The following is a 24,024-nucleotide window of genomic DNA, read 5'->3' as shown; positions in this document are numbered from 1 at the left end:
GCTACTATTAGCCCAGACGATCTGCAACATATTGAGCAGCAAAAAGAAACCATTACCCGTAATACCGCTAATTTTGTGGCTGGAAAACCCGCAAATAACGTGCTGATGACTGGGGCTAGAGGCACAGGAAAAAGCTCCTTAGTCAAAGCCATGCTCAATCAGTTTGCAGATCAAGGCTTACGTTTAATCGAAATAGACAAAAACGACATGGGTGACTTACCCGACATTATTGAGCTAATTTCGTCTCGTTCAGAGCGGTTTATTATCTTTAGTGATGATCTCTCTTTTGAGGATGGTGAAGGCGGATACAAAGCCCTGAAATCCGTTCTGGACGGCTCCATTGCCGCCCCCAGTGATAACGTCTTGATTTATGCCACCTCTAATCGCCGTCACTTGATGCCGGAATACGCAGCAGACAACTTAGCCACCACGACGCCTGCTACAGGTGAACTCCATTACGGCGAGGCCGTCGAAGAAAAAGTATCTCTGTCTGAGCGGTTTGGGATTTGGTTATCCTTTTATCAATTCAAACAAGATGACTACTTAAACATTGTGTATTACTGGCTACAACAGTTAGGTTGTCCTGCAGATCAAGTTGAAAATGCCAGACGGGAAGCCTTGCAGTGGGCGCTACATCGAGGCTCCAGATCAGGTCGAGTCGCACAACAATTTGCACGTGATTGGGCTGCCACTCATGTCGGATAAGCTCTACATAAGAGTCGCCGTAGGGGTCATCCTACGACCCGATGGTGCCGTATTACTTGGCAGTCGCCCAGCAGATAAACCGTGGCCTCATTGGTGGGAGTTACCCGGTGGAAAAATTGAAGCTGGTGAAAGCGTTGAGCAAGCCTTAATCCGTGAACTTAAAGAAGAAATTGCGATTGAGGCCACCACCGTATTACCGTGGGTACGATACCTTCATCATTACCCCCGCAGTACCGTTGAATTAAACTTCTGCAAAGTCACCGATTGGCAGGGTGATCCTACCCCACTGGAATCCCAGAAACTGGCTTGGTGTCCCCAACAGCAGCCCATTGATGTGGCGATAGGCCCCATTTTGCCTGCTACCTTTCCGGTATTGAACTGGTTAGCTCTGCCCTCTCGGTATCTGATTAGCTCAATTGGCGATGCAAACGGCGTAGAGATCTGGTTACAAAAACTACAGCAAGCCCTTATCAATGGGGTGCGCCTTGTGCAGTTTAGAGAACCTAGCTGGGCTATGCAGCACAACGCCGAATCCGATTTGCACAATGCCCTGCAAAAAACAACCGAATTGTGTCACCAATACGGCGCTAAGTGCCTAATCAATAGTGTGCATCCGTGGGACTGGGTAGGCGATACCGATGGCATGCATCTGCGCAGCCAAGATGCCGCGCAATTGGTAAAACAACACCAACCCGCCCCTATTGCGGAACATCAATTATTGGGCCTATCCGCTCACCATGCACAGGACTTGGCGCATGCCGCTACCTTAGCGAGTGACTTTGTCGTCATTGGGCATGTTTTAGATACCCCCTCGCACCCGGATGAGCCAGCGTTAGGCTGGTCAGGTTTTGCAAAGCTCGCCGCCCAAGCAGGCCGCCCGGTCTATGCCATTGGTGGTCAATCTGCTCACACCCTTCACACGGCCTATCGTTACGGCGCACATGGCATTGCCGGTATCCGCCAACTTGTAGAAAACCATGAGTAATCCAGCCCCTATAGACCCCGTTACCATCTCAGAGCACGAAGGCGTGCGCTATTTACATCTAGGCTCTCCTTGGGTACAAGGCGCAATGCGTCTAGATCAACCCGACCAGCTTGAGCTGCAATACATACAACAAATGATGATGTGGCAACTCTTTATGGATCAGCCCGATCACATCATGCAATTAGGTCTGGGGGCCGCCTCCCTGACTAAGTTTTGCTACCAGCACTACCCAGAGGCGCAAGTGACAGCCGTAGAGTTAAACCCAGATGTGATTCGTGCTTGCCACCATCTGTTTGAGTTACCACCCAATGATGCGCGACTCTGTGTTCTGGAAAAAGACGCCTTACAGCACCTGCAGCAGACCCAACCAAGCAGCGTAGATATTTTACAAGTGGATCTGTACAGTGCTGAAGCCGATAATCCCTCTATAGAATCTCTTGATTTTTATCAAGAATGCGCGCGTGTACTGCACGAAGATGGCTTATTAACCGTCAATATTTTGGGCAATGAGTATGTGCATGCACGCAACCTGAATCATCTGCAGCAATGCTTTGCCGCCGTAGCCTGGCTACCTGAGTCACACGATGGCAACATCGTCGCGATCGCCTTTAAAAACCCGCCATCGGTGGATTTTGATGAGCTATATGCTCGGGCCACCCAAATTACGATGGCCTACGGGTTGGCGGCCTCAGAGTGGGTAGAGGGCCTAGAACAATGGATGCAAGGCGATTAAGACACCACGGCTTACCAACGCCCACCTAAAGAACTAATCAATTTAGCGGCGCTAATAAACAGATCACTTTGTAGACTAAGCATGGCTCTTTCGGCTGATAAGGCGCTTGTCTCGACTTGTACTACAGATAGGTAGTCAATTAAGCCAGCATCATATTGATTACGAGTCAGCTGCAATGACTGGCGTGCAGCATCTAACGCCCGCTGCTGACTCGTTAGCTCGTTATGTAAACCATGCCATTGGACTAAATTATCCTCGACCTCGCGCAGCGCCTCTAGGGCCGTTTGTTTATACGCTGCGGCCTGAGCATCGTAAGTGGCAATGGCCTCATTTACACGGGCCGTGCGTGCGCCCCCATCAAACAGGGTCAAGGCCAACGCAGGCCCTAAAGACCAGAAACGGGCGGGGGCGCTAATCCAATCAGACCACGAACCACTGCGGTAGCCGCCTTGTGCTGATAAGGTTAAATTAGGCAACCAAGCCGTCTTTGCCACCCCAATTTGCGCATTCGCTGCCGCAACGCGGCGCTCTGCTGCAGCCACATCAGGACGACGTGCTAATAACTGAGCTGGCAAACCCGTTGGAACAGCCGGTAAAGCCCCCCACCCCTGATCCACCGTTAAATCAAAGGCCACCGGTGGTTGCCCCAATAGCACCGCCATCGCATTGCGCAATTGCCCCCATTGCCTATCCAAGGCCAAACGCTGAGTGCGGGCATTTTCGAGTTGCGATTGCGCTGAGGCCACATCCGCCGGAGAAACCATGCCCACGCCCAAACGGTCTTGATTCATGACCACACTGCGCTCATAGGCCACAATGGTCTGATCGTATAGATGCTGTGCTGCCCGCACCTGCTTAGCTTGAAAATAGCTCTGTACAAACGTGGTTTCTAAACTCAATCGGGTCGCAAGCAAATCAGCGGCGCTGGCGGCCACATTCGCATCGCTAGATTCAACACTACGGCGTACTCGCCCCCATACATCGACCTCCCAGCTGGCAGAGGCATTCAAATTATATTGATTGGTAGGGCTGCCTTGCCCTGAACCAGAACGTTGACCGGAAGCATTGGAACCGAGGGTGGGGAAAAATCCAGATTGGGCTTGGCCCAAGGCAGCTTGAGCTTGCCTGTAACGGGCTTCGGCTTGGGCTAAATTCGCATTCGCCTGATGCAACTGACCTATCCATTGATTCAGCTGTGGGTCATTGAATAATAACCACCACTGCCCCGCCCCTTGCTCATCCAGCGGCACTACAGGCAACCAAGCGGATTGATCTAAGGCCGTAGCAGCGGCAAAGTGATCACCTACATACACCTCTGTAGGTTCATAGTCTGGGCCAACCGCACACCCAGCGATTAGACCTAATCCACACAACCCTATCCATAGCTTTTGCATCATGCCGCCTTTACTGATCTCAATTTTTGTGCGATTTTTTCTAAATAGATATACACCACCGGCGTGGTGTAGAGCGTTAGGATTTGACTAAGAATTAGCCCCCCTACAATCGTTAAGCCTAAAGGTTGACGCATTTCTACCCCTGGCCCCGTTGCAATAATCAATGGCACCGCACCTAAAATCGCCGACACCGTTGTCATCATAATGGGTCTAAACCGAATCATACAGGCCTCAAACACCGCGTCTGCCGTGCTTAATCCATGATTACGCTGGGCATCTAGGGCATAGTCCACCATCATAATGGCATTTTTTTTCACAATACCAATCAGTAAAAACACCCCGATCAATGCAATCACAGAAAACTCTTGATCGACCAATAGCAACGCCAATAACGCACCTATACCGGCCGAGGGCAAAGTCGATAAAATGGTGAGTGGGTGCATATAGCTTTCATAGAGCATGCCCAACACAATGTACATCACAGCTAAGGCAGCCAGTATTAACCACGGTTGCTGGGCCAAGGCATTTTGCATCATTCGCGCCGACCCTTCATACCCAGCCTGAATTTGATGAGTAGGCAAACTAATCTGTGCCATCGCCGCATCAATGGCGGCGACGGCCTGATCTAATGACACCCCATCGGCTAAACCAAAAGACACACTTTCGGCAATGAATAAGCCCTGATGACTGACGCTAAGTGGTGCATTACCGTGCTCAAAATACGTAAAAGCTGCCAAAGGAACACGTCGCCCGTCACGCGTTACGACCTCTAGCCTACGTAATGAGTCAATATCCTGAGCAAACTGCGGGGCCACACCCATCACAATATAATATTGATTCAAACGCCCATACACCACCGAAACCTGTCGCTGACTAAAGGCATTATTTAAGGTAGAGGCAACTAGGGCCATATCAATGCCTAACGAGGTGGCTTTTTCTCGATCAATGCGCAGCTCTATACGGCTTCCTTTATCGTCCGCATCGGTATCCACATCAGTGAGTTCCGGCAAGGCCGCCATCGCACGCTGCACTTTGGGTTGCCATTCTTTTAGCAAGGCCAAATCGCTGGCTAATAAACTATAGCTATACGACCCAGATCGCCCTAGCCCGCCCCCGACAAAAATATCTTGTTGTGGGGTCAAAAACATACGGGCTCCCGGTTCTGATTGCAGCTTATTGCGCAATCGTGACACCACATCAAAGGCACTAACATCGCGTTCATCCATCGGCAGAAGCTCAACTAAAATCATGGATGAATTGCTGCCGCCTCGCCCGCCAGCAAACACAGCCACACTACGTACTGCTGGGTCAGCTAATAAAATCTGGCGAAAATGATCTAACTTAGGCTTAACGGCCTCAAAGGACATGCCTCTATCAGCCCTAAAAAAACCCATTAATTGACCCGTATCCTGCTGTGGAAACAGCCCTTTAGGCACAACCGTATACAAATAGCCATTTAACACAATGGTCGCCACCAAAGAGAGCAGCGTTAAAAACTTATAGCGCAAGGCAAAACGCAAGGTTGCGCTGTAGCCTGTCATGACCCCTTGGCCTAATCGCTGAAAACCCTGAGCCACTCTCCCGACGGCCTGATCGACCAATCGCGGTTGATGGCGAACACGCAATAACTTAGACGCCATCATCGGGGTCAAAATCAAAGAGATAAGCCAAGAGATCATCACCGCCACCGATAAAGTCACCGCAAACTCTTTAAACAACCCACCAACTAAGCCACCGACTAACCACATAGGAATAAACACGGCTACTAATGACAGGCTCATCGCCGTTACCGTAAAACCCACGTCCCGTACGCCTCGAGCCGCCGCACGCAACGGGCTGTAGCCACGCTCTATGTAGCGCATGATGCTCTCTAGCACCACAATCGCATCATCGACCACAAAGCCCGTAGCAACGATCAACGCCATGAGCGAAATGGTATTTAAGGTAAAACCAAATAAATGCATAAGGGCAAAGGTGCTGATTAATGACGCAGGAACGGCAACAGCCGGTATCAAGGCTGCACGCCAATCACGTAAAAACACCAACACCACTAGCACCACTAAGATCACAGCAATAAACAAGGTCTTTTGCGCCTCCTCCATGGAGGCGCGTATGCTGGGGGTGCGATCCTGAGCCACTTGCAAACGCACATCGGCAGGCATCATGGCCTCGAACAAAGGGATGCGCTCACGAATGGATTCCACCGTCTCAATGATGTTCGCATCGGCCTGTCGCCGAACAATAATCAGTACGCCGGGCTCGTCGTTGATATAGCCCATGTTATTTAAGTCTTCAACCGAATCCTCTACCAGCGCCACGTCGCGTAATCGAATAGGACTGTCGTTATCCCAACCAATAATTAAGGAAGATAGCTGTTCAGCCTGATTCATTTGCTTGCCAGAACTCAGCCACCATTGTTCGTCTGCATTTTCCACATAGCCGGTAGGACGTAACTGATTCTCAGTTGAAATCGCATTACGCACCGTATCTAGAGCCAAACCTGACACCGCTAAGGCCTCTGGGTTTAAGCTAATACGCACGGCAGGTAATGAGCCACCACCTACGCTGACCTCGCCCACGCCTTTTACCTGAGCCAGCTTTTGCGCCACGATGGTGGTCGCCAAATCAAACAGCTGCCCTTGGCTCGCAATAGGCGATGTCATCGCAAGCACCATAATGGGAGAGGACGAAGGGTTAACCTTATGGTACGAAGGCACACCACGCATTCCAGAAGGCAACATCGGTCGTGCCTGATTGATGGCGGCTTGTACGTCTCTCGCGGCCTCGTTAATATCGCGTTCTAATTCAAATAATAAGGTAATACGGGTCGAGCCCTCGGAGCTACGCGAGGTCATTTCACTTAAACCTGAGATCGCCCCTAAGGACTGTTCTAGGGGGGTTGCCACACTGGAGGCCATCGTCTCTGGACTTGCCCCCGGCAGACTTGCCGACACGGAAATCATCGGGAAATCCATCTGCGGCAAGGGGGCAACCGGTAGTTGCCACAAGGCTAATAGCCCCGTACAAACCATCGCCACACAAAGTAGCGTAGTGGCAACAGGGCGCATAATAAAGGCCGTTAGCCAACGCCTCATGCTGCCCTCTGTTTATGTTGCTGCCAGCGTTGTGACCAATGATCAAAAAATAAATAAATGACCGGCGTAGTGAACAGGGTTAACAACTGGCTGCACACTAGGCCACCCACCATCACCAGACCCAGCGGCTGACGCATTTCAGCCCCTGAGCCTGTCGCTAACATCAATGGCACAGCACTGAACAACGCCGCAAAAGTGGTCATTAAAATCGGTCTAAAACGCAATAACGCCGCCTGATGAATCGCATCACGCGCAGAGAGCTTGTCTTGGCGTTGAGCCACCAAGGCAAAATCAATCATCATGATGGCATTTTTCTTTACGATTCCGATCAGCAAAATAATACCAATAATGCCCACCATATCTAGCTCGCGCCCTGTCAACAATAAGGCGGCTAATGCACCAATCGTCGCCGAAGGCAGCGTAGATAAAATGGTGACCGGATGAATGTAGCTTTCGTAGAGAATCCCCAAAACGATGTACATCGTCACGACGGCAGCCAACAGCAACCATAAACTACTGGACAACGAGGACTCAAACGCCTGCGCTGCCCCTAAAAATCGTAGTTCAGTTGATTCCGGCAACCCTTCTGCGCTGGCACTGTGTTGAATCGCCAGCACCGCATCGGACAAGGAATAGCCTGACGCCACATTAAAGGACAGCTGGGTCGCAGGAAACTGATCTAAACGATCAATAGATAGCTCAATTTGCCCCATCTTTAAGGTAGCAATGGCTAATAGTGGGATCACTTGACCACTGCGGGTAGGAATATAGATAGAGCGTAAACTATCTGGAGATAAGCGGAACGCGGGCGCGACCTCTAGCACAACCCGATATTGAGCAGATTGTGTATAAATCGTAGAGATCAAACGCTGACCAAAGGCATCATAAAGCACATCATCAATCGTGGATTTGCTGACTCCTAAACGAGCCGCCGCATCCCGATCCACATCGACCATCACCTGTAGACCACGCTGCTGTAGGTCAGTGGCTACCTCGGCCAGTTCGGGTAACTGCTGCAAGGTTTCTAACCACGTGGGTACCCAATCATGCAATAACAACGGATCGGGGTCTGATAAGGCTAACTGATACGCAGTACGGCTGATTTGATCGTCTACCGTCAACTCTTGGACGGGTTGCAGATAAAGACGAAAATCTGGGTCTTGGCCAAAGTCTTGCGCAATATCGTCGATAATCTGCTGTGCGGTTTTGCTGCGTTCCTTATGGGGTAATAAGGCAATCTGCATGCGGCCCGTATTCAAGGTGGGATTACTGCCATCCACCCCAATAAATGACGTCACCGCCACCACATCTGGATGGGTCAATATTTTGTCGGCAGCCTGTGTTTGTAAGGTAGACATGGCACGAAACGACGCGGCCTGTGGCCCCTCTGTGATGGCCTGAATCATGCCTGTGTCTTGTTGTGGGAAAAACCCCTTTGGGACAGCCCAATAAAGACCTGCAGTCAGCACTAATGTGGCGACAGCAACCAAAAGGGTCAAAGTCTGACGGCCCAATACCCAGTCCAAGCCTTGTTCGTAGCGGGCAGTTAAGCGCTGCATGCCCCGATCTGCCATCTGAATAAATCGGCTTTGTTTTTCTGGCTCGGCATCAGGGGCGCGTAATAGTCGAGCGCACATCATGGGGGTGAGGCTCAGTGAAATAAACAATGACAAGCCAATCGCCACTGCCAAGGTAATAGCAAACTCTTGGAATAGACGCCCAATCACATCACTCATGAAAAGCAAGGGAATCAACACCGCTACCAGCGAAATCGTCAATGAAATCAAGGTAAAGGTAATTTGCTGAGCGCCCTTTAGTGCCGCCTGCATAGGCTGCATCCCTTCTTCGATATAGCGGGCAATGTTTTCAATCATCACAATGGCATCATCGACCACAAAACCAGTTGCAATGGTAAGCGCCATCAAGGTCAAATTGTTGATACTGAAGCCAAACATAAACATAATGGCAAACGTACCAGCGATGGATAAGGGAACCACCACGGAGGGAATGAACGTGGCTGTCCACGTGCGCAAAAATACAAAGGTGACTAAAACCACCAACGCAATCGCCATCAGCATTTCGGTTTGCACCTGCTTCACTGAGTCTCGAATCGTTAAGGTACGATCTGTTGCCACGCTAATATCAATACCAGTTGGTAATGATCGTTGCAAACTATCAAGTTGGGCCTTGATGCTGTCGGCCACCTCGATGACGTTCGCGCCGGGCTGACGCTGCACATTCAATAAGATCGCCGGTTGACTACCTACCCATGCAGCCTGACGTAAATCCTCGGCATCTTGCACCACCGTCGCTATATCACCTAAGCGCAACGGGGCATCATTCACATACTGAATAATTAAGTTCTCGTAATCCTCTACCGATCGCAGTTGCTCATTAGCACTAATGGTCGTAGAACGCTGAGGGCCATCTAGATTCCCTTTAGGCTGGTTGACGTTTGCCCCCACAATCGCTTGTCGTACCGTTGCCATGGTTAGATTGCGTGCTGCGATGGCCTCTGGATTGACTTGAATACGAACGGCTGGGCGCTGCCCCCCCGCAATACTCACTAAACCCACCCCCGTCACCTGCGACAGTTTTTGGGCAACCCGTAAATCAATCAGATCTCTGACTTGGGGCAGCGGAATCGTCGGTGACGTAACAGCCAAACTAATGACGGGCTGGTCAGCCGGATTCACCTTGTTATAGAGGGGGGGCGATGGCAAATCAGAGGGCAGCATGTTTGACGCGGCATTAATTGCCGCCTGCACCTCTTGTTCAGCTATAGCCAACGATAAGCCTAAATCAAACTGCAAGGTGATTCTAGATGCGCCGCCAGAACTAGCGGAACTCATTTGCGCCAGACCAGGCATCTGCCCTAGCTGACGCTCTAGGGGCGAAGTCACTAACGACGCCATCACACTGGGGCTGGCCCCGGGGTATAAGGTCACCACTTGAATCGTGGGGTAATCCACCTGCGGCAAAGCAGCCACTGGCAACGCCTTATAACCCATAAGCCCTGCAATGAGCAGGGCTACCATTGCTAAGGTTGTCGCAACGGGTCGTAAAATAAATAACCGGGATATATTCACCGTATTGCCCCTTTAGGGTGTAATTGCGCCCTGACCGCGCACTCCTGATGGGTTATTTACGGCCTCTACAGCGCTTCCTTCTCGTAATCTATCGGTGCCTTCGGTAACGACCTTATCACCCAAATTTAAGCCTTCAGTAACTAAGCTTTGCTCATCAGCCATTAGGCCAACGTGTATTTTTTGGATATGCACCTTTTGCTCTGCATCCATGACATAGACAAAATCCCCAATCGACCCGGTTTGGACGGCTGAACTTGGAATCACAGCCCCCTGATGTTGAGCTAACAATACATTCACGCTTACGAACTGATTGGGAAACAAACGATTATCTAAATTAGGGATAGAGGCTTTGATACGTACTGTGCCGGTATCCATATTGATTTGATTGTCTACTGCCAATAATGCCCCAGAACTAATTAACTTATTTTGTCTATCGCTGACATGCACCGTTAAGGTTTGCTCTAGCTCTAGACGTTCCATGAGTCGCTGCAAATCATTTTCGGGTAAAGAGAAGCTCACAGCAATAGGCTGAGTCTGAGTAATAACAACCAACCCATCCGTATTTGCCGCTGAAATTAAGTTACCTTCGTCTAAATTTCGTAACCCTAAACGACCATCAATAGGAGCTGTAATTTTGGTGTAGCTTAATTGTAATTTTGCGTCGTCTACCGCAGCCTTAGCACTGTCTACGGCCCCTTTCAACTGATCGACTAACGCCACCTGATTATCGACTTGTTGTTTGGCGATAGATTGCTGTTTGGCAAGCGTTTGAAAGCGGGCCAAATCACTTTGGGCTTGATTTAGCTGAGATAGGCTTTGTTTTAGCTGACCTTGAGCTTGATCTAATTTAGCCTGATAAGGACGCGGATCTACCTGAGCCAGCACATCGCCTGACTGCACAAACTGACCGTCTTTAAAGTAGATTTTTTGTAATTCGCCCTCTACGCGCGCGCGTACCGTAACCGTATTAAAGGCCTGTACAGTGCCCACTGAATACAGTCGTTCCTCGACGACCCCTTGCACCACGTCTGCGGTTTTTACTGGGGTCTTGACCGCGCCACGCGCGCCCATAGCAGGTCGTGTATTATTTGCGGCATTCGTTGCTGCATTAGATTGAGTCAACCAATACCAAACGCCAACCAAAACAAGAATAAATACAATCACCCACAACCAGCGTTTTTTTGCTGTATCTGAGGTTTGTGTTGCCGTCATGCTCAAGCTCTCCAGCTAAAGAAAAATTAGCCTATATTACAACGCGCTAACTGAAAAGGTATGTCGTGTTTAATCGGTGAGGACTTATGGTCCTCTACCTGCTTAGAAAAACGTACCAAAATAACATACTTATTAGCGCTCATCTCTGGAAACACACTGTATTTCTCATCCACCCACACACGCAGCATTTGAAAGGACTTGCCACCGAGCATTTCTTGATAAGAGCCATTTGGAGCCACCTGATTCACCACATCACCTGCGCCACGTAAAATACGCAAAATCAAATCTAAGGCATTTTTTAGCGGTATAAATGAAGCGCTCCAACGCTTGATATCGGCCTGACGTTGTTCGGCGGGCAATGCCTGCCAACCAAAAAATGACGGCATATCTACAGGAGACGATCCGCCCGGTACGGCTAAGCGCCCACGCACACTATTTAGCCACTCATTATCACGTAAACTCTGGGCAATACGGCCTGGTTCAGCCAAACCAGCGGCAGCCTGAGTGATTTCAGCCAGCATCTTGTCCAACATACTAGCGGAAACATGAGGATGTTCCCTGAGGGCTGCCAACGCGACACGCTGACGCTCTAGGTCTTGCAACACCATGCCCCGTAAATCAGTACGTTCAGTGACATCTAGTAAGTCAAATAGCGTTGCGATAGCCACCTGATGCAATTGCGGCTCGGAGCTATCCATAAAGAAAGCTAAACGGTTGAATAAATACTCAACACGCAGAAAAGTTCGTACTCGTTCGTTACATGGGTATTCGTACAAAATCACGCGACCAGAACCCTAATTAATCTAACACTGAATTTAACCAAGTCATCTCTAAAAATTAAGAGAGCTTGCACCATTGATTGTGTAATTGCTGCGCCTGTATCGTCAGTTGCTCTAGGGATGTATTTACATCATTCACAATAACATCATCAGCCACGGCAAGTCGTTGTTGGCGTGTGGCCTGAGCCTGCATAATACGTTGTATCTGCTCAGGCGTCAGCCCGTTGCGTTGCACAACGCGATTGATTTGTGTGGCCTCATCACAGTCCACCACACAGACCCGATCCACATAAGACGCCCAAGAGCCTGATTCGATGAGCAGCGGCACGACCACTACAACATAGCACCCTTGAGCTTGCTCTACCTGTCTAAATGTAAAGTCTCTAATCAAAGGGTGCAATATGTTTTGCAAATCTTGCCGCTGTAAGGGGTGCTTAAAAACCAGATCGCGCATTCGATCTCGATTCATTGCCCCCTGCTCAGTGATAAAAGCATCGCCAAAATGCTGGCGGATTGGCTCAATGGCAGCGCCAGCGGGCGCGGTCAACTGGTGTGCAATCACATCCGTATCTACAACCGTCGCCCCCCACTGCTGAAAGAGGTCTGCCACATACGATTTCCCTGAGCCAATGCCACCAGTTAATCCAATTTTTTGCATTTTTCGTTACACACGTAAAAGCGCAACCCAAGAGTAGGGCAGCAGCCAAACCAAAAAAGTTGCCGACACAATATAAGGCCCAAAAGCGCAATGCCCGCGAGGTCGCCAACAGCGCTGTTGTAGCGCCTCTGAAATCAGACACAACACACACGCCAGAAAAAACAAAAGCAATACGGGATACGGCCCTAACCATGTCGTAAGCGCAACTAACAATTTAACATCACCCAGACCAAACAAGGGCTGTTTTATCAATATTCCTGCCAATATATTGATGATACGCCCAGCCACATAGACCCCAGCCGCTGTCACCAAAAGCGTAGTAACAGACCCAGGCTGACCGATTACGGCCCACAACAGTCCGACCCACAATAAAAACTGCGTTAATACATCGGGTAATAAAAAGCACTGTTTATCAATACGGCCTAATAAAGCCAGAACGCCTACCCAAATCGTGCCTAATAGCAGATTGATCGCCGGAGCATTTTCGCACCACGGCTTATAGCTAACAACGAGCCACAAACCAAGTCCAAACAATAAGGCATAACTCAATAAGCGCCACAAAGAGATAGAGACTGACTGTTTATAGGCGTGAACAACAGACCACCACCATAAACGCTCATCGGCTAGTTGGCCTTGCTGTATTTGCTGAGCATAGAGAGGAACTACCTTTAAATAAAGATAACTCAAGAACGTTGTACTCAGTCCAAGATATAATCCAAATATATACATTGTTGTTGCCCTGACTAAAAGGACGAGTCTATGTTTGCAAAACGCGCTCTACGCCCGCTTTATCTTGCTACGGCATTAACCGCTGCTGTCATCGCGGCGGGCTGTTCACTTAAGCCGCAAGTACAAGAACCACAACGCGCCTCGTCGCTAAGCGACGCCCAAGAACAAGCCAGAGGAAGCCGTGATCGGGGACAAGCCAACTCACAATGGTCTTTTGGGTTAGGGAAAAATAAAACCGCCGAAAGCGCCCCTGAACAAACTGTGCCAGCAGGACAAATCCGAGAGCTATTAGAAGCCCGCACGTTTTTAGGCACAATCGCTTGTCCACCATCAGACTCAGCATGTATGCCTGTACGACTATTAGCCACCATGAGCCCAAATGGTGTGTGGCGTATGCGAGCCAGCGCAGCAAATACCAACGCAGAACCGGTAATTAGCCAAGGCTGTTGGCATCAGACTGGAACCAATCCGACTCGCATTATTTTACAAACTCAAAATGACACCGTATTAGCGGATTTAAGCTTTGTGCACGATCATCAATTGCGTGTGAATATTTTTAACTATGTAAAACCCACATTGGAAACGCACCTAAGCCGTCAACCAGAGGTTGACTCCGTGTCAGAACTAGAAAACCAAACGGGCCCCATCTGCCGCCCCTGACCCCTGTTTTTTTGGTGATGAGACAATAAATTAACGAGCTGTACGGCATTGCGCACACGCATCTTTTGAAAGACGTTGGCGCGATGCACCTCTATGGTTCGTTGAGATAAAATTAAATCGCCAGCAATGTTTTTGTTGGCTTTACCACTCAAGACCTGCCCCACCACTACGTTTTCCATTTGAGTTAACACACTGGTTAACACCGGAATTTGCATAAAGCCTCCTTGAGAATAATGTTACAAACTGCTACGTAACCTTTATTCTAAGGAGGCGTTATCAATTTACAACCCACTTAAATACCTAGCGTAAAAACCCTGATGGTTTGCTTTTATCGCATTACACAGGCATAAAAATAGGTGAATTTTTTAGTTATAATTCTAAGTTATCTATCAAGCGCGTCTGCCCTAAATGAGCAGCCCCTAAAGCCACCAAAGGCTCTCCAGCGGCTAATTCAGCGGCAGAAGGCAACAACAAATCGCTTTGACGACGCAAGGATAAATAGTCCACATCCCACCCTTGTTGCGTCAATCGCAGAGCAGCCTCTTGCTCAATGGCGCGCACATCGGTTTCCCCCGCTAAAACTCGCTCTCGTACTGCCTGCAAACAGGCATACAGTTGCGGGGCTTGGTTACGTTCGGCTTCCGTCAAATAGCGGTTACGCGATGACAAAGCTAACCCATCTGTTTCACGTACTGTCTCATGAGCAAGAATCTTTACAGGTAGCTGAAATTGTCTACACATTTTGCGTACAACCATCAACTGCTGGTAGTCCTTTTTTCCAAACACAGCGACTCTAGGCTGCACACAAGAAAATAACTTCATGACGACGGTGCTGACGCCATCAAAAAAACCAGGTCTAAACTCGCCCTCTAGGATATTGCCTAAATCATTGGGGGGCTGCATACGAAAACTTTGCGGCTCCGGATACATTTCCTTTTCGGACGGCGCAAATAGCACATACACATCACGTGCTTTTTCTAGCTTTTCTATATCTTGGGCTAATGTGCGTGGATATTCAGCAAAATCCTCTGTGGGCCCAAACTGCAATGGATTCACAAAGATACTGGCAACCACAGGGTCCCCGTGCTGGCGTGCCATTTTCATGAGTGACAAATGACCTTCGTGCAAATTCCCCATTGTGGGTACAAATGCGACCCGTAATTGACCTTGCAACTGATCTCGTAACTCTTGAATAGTATGAACAACTTTCACTCGGAACTCCGATGGAAAAAATTAAACTGCCGAGCTGATTGGCGCATAGGCCAACCGCAGATAAATCGGCGCATAAGGGTGTGACTGACTCAATTCAATCAACGCCTCTTTGACAAGCTCTAACATCGCCAAAAAATGCACTACCACCACCGCCACTGCATCTGACTCGGTCTGCTCTAACAAATTAGTAAATAACTGATTAAATTCTAAAAATTCAGTATCAGACAAACGCCGCAAAATTTGACTCATGTGATCACGTACCGATAGTTGCTCTCGTGTCACCAAATGAGATTGATGTAATTTAGCGCGCTTTAAAATGCTTTGCCATGCTTGTCGTAAATCCTCGGCGCACACATCAGGCAAAATTTGCTCGATATGTAAGTCAGCCTGAGCATGTGCAACCCAAAAATCACGTTCCAGCCGTGGTAATTGGTCTAGCTCTTGGGCGGCCTGCTTCATTTGCTCGTAAGCTAAAAGTCGCCGTACTAATTCTGCCCGAGGGTCTTCGACCTCTTCGCCGGTGTCTGCCTTTTTGACTGGCAATAACATACGCGATTTGATCTCAATCAGCAATGCCGCCATTAATAAATATTCACCAGCTAACTCTAGATTGGACTGTCGCAGCTGATCTACGTAAACCAAATACTGGGCCGTGACCTGCGCCATCGGAATATCCAGCACATCAAAGTTTTGTTTACGAATCAAATACAGCAATAAATCCAGCGGGCCTTCAAAACTATGCAGGATAATTTCTAAGGCCTGCGGCGGAATATATAAATCAGACGGTATAGCAAACAAAGGTTCGCCATATAGGCGTGCGTAGACCTCCTTGTCGTCCAAGGTATGGGTCTCTGTTACCTCTGTTATAGACAACGTAGTAGTCGCCCCAAAAAACGAATCAGTGAATCAGTACTTAATCGTTTTGATAGTACACATAAGGAGGCTGAGGAACGGCAGCAGTACGGTAGCCTTCTTGGAGTTCAGGATCAATGTGTTTATCCCATAAACGACCACGGCCCTCGCGCTGACCTGCTTCAGTTTCTGGATTTTGCTTTTTAAATTGATTCAGAAATTGAGTAATTTCAGATTCGTAATTCTTTGCCATAATAGGTGCTTAAAGGAAAAATTAGACATACACTACAGTGTACTGGAAATTAACAAGAAGACGAACAGTATGAGCACAAAAGAGGCCACTCCTTTATCACCGCGTGAACAACGCTCTATACGTATGATCCCCTATATTGTGGGGTGTGCGCTGTTTATGCAAATGTTGGACTCAACGGTGGTGGCAACGGCACTGCCCATGATTGCTGATTCGCTAGGTACTGACGTAATTCGCACTAATACCATTATCACCAGTTATTTACTTGCCGTAGCTGTTTTTGTGCCTATCAGTGGCTGGGCCGCAGATCGATTTGGTGCGCGTAAGGTCTTTATTACCGCCATTGTGCTCTTTACGTTAAGTTCTTTAGCATGTACAGCAGCTCAAACACTCAACCAACTCATCGCCGCGCGGATCATTCAAGGCACAGCGGGCGCCATGATGGTTCCAGTAGGTCGTATTATTTTGTTGCGGCGCGTTCCCAAAGACCAACTACTTAGCGCAATGGCGGTGTTAAGTTTGCCCGCCTTATTAGGCCCGATTATTGGGCCTCCTGTTGGTGGTTTTTTTGCGACTTACATGACCTGGCACTGGATCTTTCTCATCAATATCCCCGTAGGAATTTTAGGGGTTATGTTGGTACTGCGCTATATACGCGCAGATATTCCAGACAGCCGCCCCCCTTTAGATTGGCTAGGTTTTATTCTCAGTGCCATTGCACTTGCCTCTTTAGTGGTTAGCTTCGAGTCCATCGGCCACAGTGAACTCACACCAAAACAGCTGGGTATTCTATTTAGCACAGGGGTCATCACCGCGCTGTGGTACATCTGGCACGCCAAACAAGCCGCTTTCCCCATCATTGACCTATCCCTATTGCGGGTACGCAGTTTTGCCATCTCCGTTTTTGGGGGAAATTTATTTCGGTTTTCCTTAGGCTCTGTTCCTTTTATGCTGGCTATTTTATTACAGCTAGGTTTTGGTATGAGCGCCTTTGCAGCAGGCATGGTCACATTTACCAGTGCGATAGGGGCCATTGTAATTAAGCCGATTGCACCGCGTATTATTCGTCGCTTTGGCTATAGAAATGTGTTGATGTATAACGCCTTATTAACGGGATTATTTATCGCCCTATGTGGCTTTTTTCATGCCGATACGCCGCTGTGGTGGATGTCGCTAATCTTAGCCATCGGGGGGGTATTTAGGTCATTGCAATTTACGGCCGTTAATACCCTCACCTATGCCGATCTAGACAGCAACGCCATGAGTCGCGCTAGCTCGTTTGCAGCCATGGCCCAACAGCTTGGTATTAGCTTAGGTGTAGCCTGTGCTGCTATTACTCTTAATGTCAGCATGGCTTGGCGGCAAGGCACGAACGTCACCGCCGATGACCTATTTTGGGGCTTTATTGTGATTGGTGGTCTTACTGCCATTTCCTCCTTGTCATTTAAGCGTCTACCTTTAGAGGCCGGGTCTGCCCTACAACCCAGCAAAAAAGAGTAAAATGCCGTAAATTAACAGCAAATAACGGTTATTTGCCCAAAAAAGACTAAGGAAGACCCATGGAAAATATCCCAGCTTGCCCACAATGCACGATGGAACACACCTACCCTGACGGCGATAACTACGTATGCCCTGACTGCGCCCATGAATGGCCGATGCAGGCTACCGAAAGCACCGAAGACACAAATCAAGTCCGAGACAGTAATGGGAATGTATTAGTAGACGGTGATGACGTACTTTTAATTAAAGACCTAAAAGTAAAAGGCTCATCAACCAACCTGAAAAAAGGCACTAAAGTACGTGGTATTCGTATTATTGATGGCGATCACGATGTCGCCTGTCGTATCAACGGCACGTCTTATGAACTCAAATCCGAGTTTCTAAAAAAAGCCTAATCAATACGACAGGGTATGTAGCTGGTCTGTTTTAACCCAACAATCGTGGGGTAGAACGGTCAGCTAAACGAAAACGACCCACAACCTGGCGTAGTCTAGACGCCTGATCTGCCAAACTCTGGGCGGCGGCAGTGGCCTCTTGGACTAAGGCCGCATTCTGTTGGGTCGTATCATCTAATTGACTTACTGCCTGCCCAATCTGCCCAATGCCAATACTTTGCTCTTGGCTCGCATGGGTGATTTCGTCCATGATGACAGCCACCTCTTGGATAGACTGCACCACATTGCTAACCGAATCACCGGCGACCGAAATCTGATCATTACCCGTCGCTATGCGTTCCACCGAGGCATCAATCAGCGTTTTGATGTCTTGAGCTGCGGACGCAGAACGTTGCGCTAAAGACCGCACCTCTGAGGCCACCACAGCAAAGCCTCGGCCTTGCTCTCCGGCGCGGGCGGCTTCTACGGCGGCATTCAAAGCCAAGATATTGGTTTGGAAAGCAATACTATCAATCACCCCAATAATATCCACAATGCGCTCAGAACTATCTCGGATTTCATTCATGGTGCTCACGGCATTAGAGACTGCCTGACCACTTTGGACTGCCATCGTGGAAGCCTGCCCCGCCAAACGGTTTGCCTGTTCAGCATTATCGGCATTCAGTCGAACTGTGCTGGTGATTTCCTCCATCGCCGCTGCGGTTTGCTCTAGGCCAGCAGCCTGTGCCTCGGTACGTGAAGACAAATCAACGTTACCTAAGCTGATCTCTGAGGCTGCGGTTTCAATGGCTTCGGCAGCCTCTTGGATTTCTTGAGTCATTACCGCTAAGCTAGCTTGCATTTGCGCCATCGAATACATCAAACTTTGATTATCACCCGCAGCTAACGGCACTGGCTGTGAAAAATCGCCCTGTGCAATGGCATGGGCAACCTGAGCTGCCTCGGCAGGATCACCCCCTAATTGACGCAAAATACCGCGCCCCAACAAGACCATCAGCACAATACCAATTGCCGTACCAATTAAACCAATAATGCCACTAATCCATGCCATACGGCCTAAGAATGAAGACAACTCTTTTTCGGCTGTCTCCATTTTGCTGCGACGCTGTTCAATGGATTTGGTAATCATGAGACGTATCTCACGCCATACGGGGGTTTCCTCTTTGACGATTTTATCCACCGCCCATTGCATCTCATCGACTCTGGCAACGATTTGCTCGTGAATTTGTTTCTGCTGACCACGTAAATCAAGCAAACGACTGACCATCAACAAGGTGTCTGGCTCGTGCGGCGCAAGCTCTCGCAAACGTAACGCGGCTTTTTCGATGGTTTCACCGGCAGATTTCAAGTTTTTATGGGCATCCTGATTTTTAGGATTCATCACGATATTACGGATAGCCTGAGCCGTTTGTAGCCCTTGAGAGTAAATCAAGTTCTCCTGATGAAATATGGCCTGATCCACATGCAAAAACTGCTCGGTTCGCTGCTGCGCACGCTGCAATCCAAATAAAGAAAAAAGCAAAGCGATGATCAATGCCACCAATGCTATCCCTGAGCTTAAACTCAGTTTATGACTAAATTTCATGTGTAACTCCAATGCCATCTTAGATTACGTATGCCCATGTAGAGCTACGCCAACAGACTTACTCTGTCTTTTTTTAATTTCAATTACTAACAATACAAGATTTTATGAAGCTGTGATTTGATATTTGCTAGATCAAGTGAAATAAAAACACAAAATTCAAGACGTTTTAAATAAAAATCCTTTAAACCTCAAAAACCCTATAATGAACAATGTAAAAAAAAGTAAATTTAAAAGAAAATTGGCCTTGTCTTACATGTCATATCGTTTGTTCTCATAAAGGATACTAGGATGAAACTACGGCATACTATTATTGCTACCACCTGTATTACCATCACCTTATTCGCGTTCGCCTTAGCCTCGGCGTTGTTCGGTATGCAAAGCTCAAAGAACCGCTTTCAGCGTTTTCTAGAGGTAGATCAAGCCTTACTGCATCAAGAATCAACGATGTACTCTCAAGGCCTACAAATGGGGCAAGCCTTGCGCAATATAGCCCTGAATCGTACCGATGATGTAGCACGCACAAACCTAGAGCGAGCCGCTCAAGTCTTTAATAATGCGCTTGAGCAAGCCCAGCTTCTCGCCACCGAAGACCCACAAACCCAACAACGTCTTACCGCTATTTCCAGCCTGAAAGACCAACTCTATAAAGAACAGGCCTATGTGTTAGAACGCGCGCATACCCCAGTATGGGCGGCTGAAGCCATCAGAACCAAAGAAACCCCCATCTGGCGAGAGCTGCGCACCCTACTTGTGGAGTCCATTGCAGAACGTCAAGAAAATGTCACCAAAATCAAAGAAGACATCACGCAATTTAGCCAAAAAATTCTTATTATCACCCTCATCATCAGTCTACTTGGCGCCGCTATCATTACCATTATCATGAGCTGGTTGACACGGCACCTACTACGTCTCATTGGGGGTGAGCCAGAAGCAGCCATCACTGTGGCTAATGCCATCACAGAGGGTGATTTCACGCAGGCCATCCCATTGGTCGACACTGACAAACACAGTTTGATGTACAGCATGCAAAAAATGCAATATGGCCTAACAGCCATGACGCGTCGCATTCAAAAGGCGGCTGAATCCATTGATATTTCGGCCCAAGAAATCAGCCTTGGTAATGGCAACCTCTCTGAGCGTACTTCGTCTCAGGCTGCCAACCTAGAACAAACCGCAGCCGCAATGGAAGAACTCACCAGCACAGTACGGTTAAATGCTGATAATGCAGCCGAAGCCAACCGCCTAGCCGCACAAGCCTCTGATATGGCAAGTCGCAGCGGTCAGGCGGTGTCTGATGCCGTGAGCACCATGAATGAAATCCGAGATAGCTCTGAGCGTATTGTGGATATTATCGGGGTGATTGATAGCATTGCTTTTCAAACCAATATTTTGGCGTTGAATGCCGCCGTAGAGGCTGCCCGCGCCGGAGAGCAAGGCCGAGGCTTTGCTGTGGTGGCCTCAGAGGTACGGTCTTTAGCGCAACGCTCTGCGTCTGCAGCTCAAGACGTCAAAACGCTGATTGATGCTTCCGTAGAGCGTATTGCTGTTGGTAATGAGCAAATCACCATCGCAGGTAGCTCTGTAGATACGGTTGTGTCTTCGATTAAAGATGTGGCTGGCATCATGGACGAAATCACCAATGCAAGCAGAGAACAAAGCGTAGGCATTGGTGAAATTGGCATGGCGGTCACGCAAATGGATGATACAACGCAACAAAATGCGTCCTTAGTCCAAGAGGCCATGGCAGCCACGTCTAGTTTAAGTGAGCAAGCTACCCGTCTGAAAAGCATGGCAGCAGAATTTCGGTTACCCGCTAACTGAGCGAATTAAAAAAAGGGCGCAACGCCCTTTTTTTAATTCTTATCACCTTTAGCCACATACGGCACAAGCAGGATCTTTCCTAAACCGTACCGTATGCCACTGCATCGTCAACGCATCCACACTAAGCAATCTGCCCACCAATGGTTCACCAAACCCGCCCAGCACCTTTAATGCCTCGGCAGCCTGAATACAGCCAACCATACCAACCAAAGGCCCTAGCACCCCTGTAGTGGCACACCGTAATTCTTGAACGTCATCGGCCTCTGGGAATAAACAGTGATAGCAAGGTGCAGCAGAATCACGCAAGTCATACACGCTAATCTGACCGGAAAAACGAATTCCTGCCCCTGACACAACCGGTACACGATGAGCGACCGCCGCACGATTGATCGCATGTCGAGTGGCAAAGTTATCAGTGCAATCTAAGATCAAATCATGCTGTGGCACTAAACGATGCAAATCCGCATCATCTAAACGATCCGTAATGGGTTCGATTTGAATCAAGGGATTAAGTGCCTGCAAAGACTGTTGACCTGACAGCGCCTTATTCATGCCAACCCGTTGCGAATCATGCAAAATTTGACGCTGTAAATTGGAAAGATCTACCTCGTCATTATCGACTAAAGTGATGTGTCCTACTCCGGCTGCCGCCAAATAAAAAGCAGCAGGAGAGCCAAGCCCCCCTGCCCCCACGATTAAAACGCGGGCGGCAGAGATACGTTCCTGCGCCTCTACACCGAACTCGTCCAGTAAAATATGACGCGCATAGCGCATGAGCTGGTCATCGTCTAAAGATAAATGGCTCATTTAGTTAACGGGTTTAAGACCATCAGGCGTAATGCGGTAACGCTCTACACCGTCCGAGGAGTTAGTTGGGGTCACTGGAGTTTTTTTTTCAGCATCTGCCTCTGGGGGGGTGTCGCCGTCCTTATCGGTAGTCTCGGTGCTTTGCACTAGAGTTGGGTCCGTTTTTTTAACAGGGCGACCCTCGATATGGTTAATGGCCTGCATCAGCTGGAAGTCATCTGCGCCACCAAATTCGAACATTTTTGGCTCTTTCACGTAGTTGTCTTCGTTATTGAAGGCCGCCTCGTCCTCTACGCCCGCATTATTTAAATGACGTTGTAGATCGGATTCGCGGGGAATACGGAATAGATTGCCTTGGGCAGTGTCATCCACGTACACATCTGGCTCTACGCCTGTGACCTGAATGGATTTACCGCTTGGGGTGTAATAAAGCGCCGTCGTGAGCTTAATCCCAGAATCTGGCCCCAAAGGTAATACACTTTGTACTGAGCCTTTACCAAAGCTACGTGTGCCCATAATGGTGGCACGACCGTGATCCTGTAAGGCTCCGGCTACAATCTCAGACGCGGAGGCTGAACCCGCATTGATCAACACCACCACCGGAATCTCTTTAAGCCAATTAAGCTGATCGGCGCTGGCGCGATCACTATCACGCAACACCTGAGTTAACGGTTTAACGTAGTATTCTCGGTTTGAGGAAGGAATACGACCTTTGGTGGATACCACCAAATTGCCGCTTTCGAGAAATGCGGAAGACACACCAATGGCACTGTCTAATAAGCCACCGGGATCATTACGTAAATCCAATACCAAGCCACGAGGACGTTGATTATTGCTTAGCGTTTTGATCTGGCTAATTAAGTCGGTCGCAGTACGTTCTTGGAACTGGGAAATACGCACATAGATAATATCGTTATCTAGTTGTTTGCCACGGATACTTTTTACCTTAATGTGATCACGCACAATCGTGATATCAAACGGTTTTTGATCGCCACGTTGGATACTGAGCTTAATCGACGTTTTGGGCTCGCCACGCATCATTTTAACGGCATCATTTAACGGCATATCTTTGGTTGATTTACCGTCAATGCTAACGATCACATCGCCCGCTAAAATACCGGCTTTAGCCGCTGGGGTATCCTCGATGGGAGAAATCACAGTAGGGAAGCCGTTTTCATGGCCAATTTCAATCCCCAAGCCGCCAAAACCACCTTGGGTCATGGATTCCATGTCTTTAAATGCGTCAGCATCTAAATAAGTAGAGTGTGGATCAAGATCACTAAATAGACCTTTGATCGCCTCGTTAATTAGGGCGCTGTCCTCTAGGGGCTCTACGTAACTGCTTTTAATTGCCGAAAACACATTAGCAAATTGTTGCAGTTCGCGTAAAGGTAACGGTTCGCCTCGTTGGGCGACGGCATTAATTGCCAAACTGGCAAGAACACCACCCACACCACCTAATAAAATTAACCCAATACGGTTTAGCCTACGAGTGCTCATGCACAGTCCTATTTATTTAATTAAACCAACGCTAATCAATGTGATCTTACAATGCCTTAGCCG

At 48.6% G+C, this 24,024-nt stretch carries 21 protein-coding genes; 7 read left to right on the top strand and 14 right to left on the bottom strand.

Annotated features, from left to right (window positions below; translation table 11 throughout):
- The 3 genes from Q0Z62_RS04660 to Q0Z62_RS04650 form a co-directional block, all read left to right on the top strand.
- A partial coding sequence (locus tag Q0Z62_RS04660) for an ATP-binding protein (protein WP_298051435.1) occupies positions 1–705 on the top strand: 705 nt, incomplete at its 5' end.
- Positions 695–1,690 carry a Nudix family hydrolase gene (locus Q0Z62_RS04655; protein ID WP_298051432.1) on the top strand — a complete coding sequence of 332 codons (996 nt, stop codon included), beginning with the start codon at positions 695–697 and terminating at the stop codon, positions 1,688–1,690. The genes Q0Z62_RS04660 and Q0Z62_RS04655, both read left to right, overlap by 11 nt.
- Positions 1,683–2,423, top strand: a complete 741-nt coding sequence (locus Q0Z62_RS04650; protein WP_298051429.1) for a methyltransferase domain-containing protein — start codon at positions 1,683–1,685, stop codon at positions 2,421–2,423. Before Q0Z62_RS04655 ends, Q0Z62_RS04650 begins: the two co-directional genes overlap by 8 nt.
- A gap of 11 nt (positions 2,424–2,434) precedes the next feature.
- Here Q0Z62_RS04650 and Q0Z62_RS04645 read toward each other — a convergent pair whose 3' ends face one another.
- Genes Q0Z62_RS04645 through Q0Z62_RS04615 form a run of 7 tightly spaced genes read right to left on the bottom strand, consistent with a single transcriptional unit; the run spans position 2,435 to position 13,337 of the window.
- A complete protein-coding gene (locus tag Q0Z62_RS04645; protein WP_298051426.1) occupies positions 2,435–3,820 on the bottom strand; it encodes an efflux transporter outer membrane subunit in 1,386 nt (461 codons plus the stop codon).
- Positions 3,817–6,912: an efflux RND transporter permease subunit gene (locus tag Q0Z62_RS04640; protein ID WP_298051423.1), complete on the bottom strand. Its 3,096-nt coding sequence runs from the start codon at positions 6,910–6,912 to the stop codon at positions 3,817–3,819. Before Q0Z62_RS04640 ends, Q0Z62_RS04645 begins: the two co-directional genes overlap by 4 nt.
- Entirely contained in the window at positions 6,909–10,001 is a 3,093-nt protein-coding gene (locus tag Q0Z62_RS04635; protein WP_298051419.1) for a multidrug efflux RND transporter permease subunit, read from the bottom strand. The genes Q0Z62_RS04640 and Q0Z62_RS04635 overlap by 4 nt, the downstream gene beginning before the upstream one ends.
- Positions 10,002–10,013: 12 nt before the next feature.
- Positions 10,014–11,213: an efflux RND transporter periplasmic adaptor subunit gene (locus Q0Z62_RS04630; protein WP_298051416.1), complete on the bottom strand. Its 1,200-nt coding sequence runs from the start codon at positions 11,211–11,213 to the stop codon at positions 10,014–10,016.
- Between the two features lie 26 nt (positions 11,214–11,239).
- Positions 11,240–11,995, bottom strand: a complete 756-nt coding sequence (gene zapD, locus Q0Z62_RS04625; protein WP_298051413.1) for a cell division protein ZapD — start codon at positions 11,993–11,995, stop codon at positions 11,240–11,242.
- A gap of 55 nt (positions 11,996–12,050) precedes the next feature.
- Complete coding sequence (gene coaE / locus Q0Z62_RS04620) at positions 12,051–12,650, bottom strand: dephospho-CoA kinase (protein WP_269901191.1); 600 nt, start codon at positions 12,648–12,650, stop codon at positions 12,051–12,053.
- A 6-nt stretch (positions 12,651–12,656) separates the two neighbouring features.
- Complete coding sequence (locus Q0Z62_RS04615) at positions 12,657–13,337, bottom strand: A24 family peptidase (RefSeq protein WP_298051408.1); 681 nt, start codon at positions 13,335–13,337, stop codon at positions 12,657–12,659.
- A gap of 72 nt (positions 13,338–13,409) precedes the next feature.
- Here Q0Z62_RS04615 and Q0Z62_RS04610 point away from each other — a divergent pair, with 72 nt between their 5' ends.
- Entirely contained in the window at positions 13,410–14,039 is a 630-nt protein-coding gene (locus Q0Z62_RS04610) for a hypothetical protein (RefSeq protein ID WP_298051405.1), read from the top strand.
- On the opposite strand, the gene Q0Z62_RS04605 is transcribed toward Q0Z62_RS04610, so the two are convergent.
- From Q0Z62_RS04605 to Q0Z62_RS04590, 4 genes are all read right to left on the bottom strand, one after another.
- Positions 13,976–14,254 carry a LuxR C-terminal-related transcriptional regulator gene (locus Q0Z62_RS04605; RefSeq protein ID WP_298051401.1) on the bottom strand — a complete coding sequence of 93 codons (279 nt, stop codon included), beginning with the start codon at positions 14,252–14,254 and terminating at the stop codon, positions 13,976–13,978. The genes Q0Z62_RS04610 and Q0Z62_RS04605 overlap by 64 nt on opposite strands.
- A gap of 154 nt (positions 14,255–14,408) precedes the next feature.
- Positions 14,409–15,251: a pantoate--beta-alanine ligase gene (gene panC / locus Q0Z62_RS04600; RefSeq protein ID WP_269901187.1), complete on the bottom strand. Its 843-nt coding sequence runs from the start codon at positions 15,249–15,251 to the stop codon at positions 14,409–14,411.
- 21 nt (positions 15,252–15,272) lie between these two features.
- The gene (locus Q0Z62_RS04595) at positions 15,273–16,124 is read right to left on the bottom strand and encodes a ScpA family protein (protein ID WP_298051396.1); all 852 of its coding nucleotides are present in this window, start codon (positions 16,122–16,124) and stop codon (positions 15,273–15,275) included.
- 40 nt (positions 16,125–16,164) lie between these two features.
- Complete coding sequence (locus Q0Z62_RS04590; protein ID WP_269901185.1) at positions 16,165–16,356, bottom strand: DUF3460 family protein; 192 nt, start codon at positions 16,354–16,356, stop codon at positions 16,165–16,167.
- A gap of 69 nt (positions 16,357–16,425) precedes the next feature.
- Here Q0Z62_RS04590 and Q0Z62_RS04585 point away from each other — a divergent pair, with 69 nt between their 5' ends.
- Together Q0Z62_RS04585 and Q0Z62_RS04580 are read left to right on the top strand one after the other, a co-directional pair.
- Positions 16,426–17,853 carry a DHA2 family efflux MFS transporter permease subunit gene (locus tag Q0Z62_RS04585; RefSeq protein WP_298051392.1) on the top strand — a complete coding sequence of 476 codons (1,428 nt, stop codon included), beginning with the start codon at positions 16,426–16,428 and terminating at the stop codon, positions 17,851–17,853.
- 59 nt (positions 17,854–17,912) lie between these two features.
- Positions 17,913–18,248: a zinc ribbon domain-containing protein YjdM gene (locus tag Q0Z62_RS04580; RefSeq protein ID WP_269901183.1), complete on the top strand. Its 336-nt coding sequence runs from the start codon at positions 17,913–17,915 to the stop codon at positions 18,246–18,248.
- Positions 18,249–18,279: 31 nt separating this feature from the next.
- On the opposite strand, the gene Q0Z62_RS04575 is transcribed toward Q0Z62_RS04580, so the two are convergent.
- Positions 18,280–19,833, bottom strand: coding sequence for a methyl-accepting chemotaxis protein (locus Q0Z62_RS04575; protein WP_298051387.1), 1,554 nt, complete (start codon positions 19,831–19,833; stop codon positions 18,280–18,282).
- A gap of 288 nt (positions 19,834–20,121) precedes the next feature.
- Here Q0Z62_RS04575 and Q0Z62_RS04570 point away from each other — a divergent pair, with 288 nt between their 5' ends.
- Positions 20,122–21,654, top strand: coding sequence for a methyl-accepting chemotaxis protein (locus Q0Z62_RS04570; RefSeq protein ID WP_298051384.1), 1,533 nt, complete (start codon positions 20,122–20,124; stop codon positions 21,652–21,654).
- Between the two features lie 48 nt (positions 21,655–21,702).
- On the opposite strand, the gene Q0Z62_RS04565 is transcribed toward Q0Z62_RS04570, so the two are convergent.
- Both Q0Z62_RS04565 and Q0Z62_RS04560 read right to left on the bottom strand, forming a co-directional pair.
- Positions 21,703–22,461 carry a molybdopterin-synthase adenylyltransferase MoeB gene (locus Q0Z62_RS04565; protein ID WP_298051381.1) on the bottom strand — a complete coding sequence of 253 codons (759 nt, stop codon included), beginning with the start codon at positions 22,459–22,461 and terminating at the stop codon, positions 21,703–21,705.
- Positions 22,462–23,961: a S41 family peptidase gene (locus Q0Z62_RS04560; RefSeq protein WP_269901178.1), complete on the bottom strand. Its 1,500-nt coding sequence runs from the start codon at positions 23,959–23,961 to the stop codon at positions 22,462–22,464.
- Between the last annotated feature and the right edge of the window lie 63 nt (positions 23,962–24,024).

The sequence above is a fragment of the uncultured Paenalcaligenes sp. genome, from assembly GCF_947630565.1.
Classification (GTDB): domain Bacteria; phylum Pseudomonadota; class Gammaproteobacteria; order Burkholderiales; family Burkholderiaceae_B; genus Paenalcaligenes; species Paenalcaligenes faecalis.
Note: the sequence above shows the minus strand (reverse complement) of the source record. Positions and strands in the feature narration are given on the sequence as shown.

What these genes read in the sequence shown, in the direction of transcription:
- Q0Z62_RS04570 (WP_298051384.1), top strand. Translation starts at nt 20,122, where the DNA reads ATGAAACTACGGCATACTATTATTGCTACCACCTGTATTACCATCACC.
- coaE (WP_269901191.1), bottom strand. Translation starts at nt 12,650, where the DNA reads ATGCAAAAAATTGGATTAACTGGTGGCATTGGCTCAGGGAAATCGTAT.
- Q0Z62_RS04575 (WP_298051387.1), bottom strand. Translation starts at nt 19,833, where the DNA reads ATGAAATTTAGTCATAAACTGAGTTTAAGCTCAGGGATAGCATTGGTG.
- Q0Z62_RS04640 (WP_298051423.1), bottom strand. Translation starts at nt 6,912, where the DNA reads ATGAGGCGTTGGCTAACGGCCTTTATTATGCGCCCTGTTGCCACTACG.
- Q0Z62_RS04590 (WP_269901185.1), bottom strand. Translation starts at nt 16,356, where the DNA reads ATGGCAAAGAATTACGAATCTGAAATTACTCAATTTCTGAATCAATTT.
- Q0Z62_RS04565 (WP_298051381.1), bottom strand. Translation starts at nt 22,461, where the DNA reads ATGAGCCATTTATCTTTAGACGATGACCAGCTCATGCGCTATGCGCGT.
- Q0Z62_RS04645 (WP_298051426.1), bottom strand. Translation starts at nt 3,820, where the DNA reads ATGATGCAAAAGCTATGGATAGGGTTGTGTGGATTAGGTCTAATCGCT.
- Q0Z62_RS04650 (WP_298051429.1), top strand. Translation starts at nt 1,683, where the DNA reads ATGAGTAATCCAGCCCCTATAGACCCCGTTACCATCTCAGAGCACGAA.
- Q0Z62_RS04580 (WP_269901183.1), top strand. Translation starts at nt 17,913, where the DNA reads ATGGAAAATATCCCAGCTTGCCCACAATGCACGATGGAACACACCTAC.
- Q0Z62_RS04655 (WP_298051432.1), top strand. Translation starts at nt 695, where the DNA reads ATGTCGGATAAGCTCTACATAAGAGTCGCCGTAGGGGTCATCCTACGA.
- Q0Z62_RS04610 (WP_298051405.1), top strand. Translation starts at nt 13,410, where the DNA reads ATGTTTGCAAAACGCGCTCTACGCCCGCTTTATCTTGCTACGGCATTA.
- Q0Z62_RS04585 (WP_298051392.1), top strand. Translation starts at nt 16,426, where the DNA reads ATGAGCACAAAAGAGGCCACTCCTTTATCACCGCGTGAACAACGCTCT.
- Q0Z62_RS04560 (WP_269901178.1), bottom strand. Translation starts at nt 23,961, where the DNA reads ATGAGCACTCGTAGGCTAAACCGTATTGGGTTAATTTTATTAGGTGGT.
- Q0Z62_RS04605 (WP_298051401.1), bottom strand. Translation starts at nt 14,254, where the DNA reads ATGCAAATTCCGGTGTTAACCAGTGTGTTAACTCAAATGGAAAACGTA.
- Q0Z62_RS04630 (WP_298051416.1), bottom strand. Translation starts at nt 11,213, where the DNA reads ATGACGGCAACACAAACCTCAGATACAGCAAAAAAACGCTGGTTGTGG.